This is a genomic window from Pseudoflavonifractor phocaeensis (genome assembly GCF_016901955.1).
GTDB classification, from domain to species: Bacteria; Bacillota; Clostridia; order Oscillospirales; family Oscillospiraceae; genus Flavonifractor; species Flavonifractor phocaeensis_A.
This window is the reverse complement of the sequence record NZ_JACJLC010000187.1, coordinates 1-1,475: the sequence shown is the minus strand read 5'-3', so window position 1 is coordinate 1,475 and position 1,475 is coordinate 1. Positions and strand designations below refer to the sequence as shown.

Annotated in this window: 1 protein-coding gene; it reads left to right on the top strand. The window is 45.3% G+C overall.

Features of this window, described 5'->3' with window-relative positions; all coding sequences use genetic code 11:
* Positions 1-70: 70 nt before the first annotated feature.
* Positions 71-1,475 (top strand): IS1182 family transposase (locus tag H6B51_RS17025; protein ID WP_204884781.1); only part of this gene is annotated, 1,405 nt, incomplete at its 3' end.

Sequence of the window (1,475 nt, the reverse complement as noted above, 5' to 3'; positions counted from 1 at the left end):
TTGGACCTGTTGACAAAAGTCCCAAATACCCCATTCCCATGGTATAATTGAAATAAGGGAGGAATGGAGCATGATGGGACGGCAAAGCGGTCAAATGAGTATGGTGATTCTGGATATAGCAGAATTAATTCCACGCGATCACTTACTTCGGAAAATCAATCAGATGATTTCGTTTGACTTTATCTACGATCTTGTAGCGCCATATTACCCTGCAAATGGCCGCCCATCTGTTGACCCTGTTAGTATGTTTAAAATGCTGCTGGTGGGATACCTTTACGGCATTAAGTCAGAGCGCCGACTTGTCCAGGAAATTCAGCTAAACATTGCTTATCGTTGGTTTTGTGGCTTTGAACTTGGAGAAAAAATACCGGATCATTCTACCTTCAGCAAAACAAGAGTCCGCAAGTGGAATGAGAGTAGCTTGTTCCAACAGATCTTTCTGAAAATTGTCCGACGCTGTATGGAACAGGACTTGATAGACGGCAAAGAGATGGCCGCCGATGGCAGCTACATCCCCGCCGAAGTTTCAAGGAACAGCTGGATCGATATAGAAGTTGAAGTCGAGCAGAGTATGCTGAGCTATCTTGACGATCTGGACCAAGAGCTTGCATCACAGCCGGGATTTAAAAAGCCGGCGAGTCATACAATCACCAAAAAGATTACAACAAGTACAACAGATCCTGAGTGTGGCTATATCCACCACGGGAGCAAACGAGGTGTGGGATACCTCATGGAAGCGACCGTAGATTGTAAGCATGGGATTGTTACAGGAGTAGACGTATTCCCGGCAAATGAAAAAGAAAGTCTCTTGGTTTTGCGGCATCTTGAACGGCAGCAAAAACAGTTGGGCCTGTCTATGGAGAAAGTTGCTTTGGATAGAGGGTATGATACTGGTGCCGTTCACAGGGGTTTGGAACTATTGGGAATTACCGGTTATATTCCCACCATCCGTTTTCCCAATGACCCAAGTAAATATGGATTTTCATATGATCCGCAACAGGATACATTTATTTGCCCCATGGGACAGCCCCTTGTATATCACCGTCTGAACTGCAATAAGTCCACAGGGAAATACCTTCGCTGCTACCAGGTGCAAGGGGATGTCTGCCGGAAATGCACTTCCCGTAAGGCTTGTTTTGATACGGCCAGTGTGCGTAGAAGAATTTTGGCCAGCAGCTGCTATCCTGCGTTTTACAGAGGGCATTTAAGGGTCAATACTTCGGAATACCTACACATGATGAGGAAACGAAAAATCTGGGCCGAAGGCAGCTTTGCGGTTATGAAGCGCGAACACAATCTTTCCACAATACATAAGAGGGGCATTCTCGCAGCCATGGAGGAATGCCTCCTATCTGCCATGGCATTAAATCTCAAGAGGATGGTTAAGGCCATCTTTTCCGCAATACATATGGATAAAATATGGGCTGAGAATATAATTTTTCGGCCCATATTTTATCTTTGTCAACAGGTCCAGA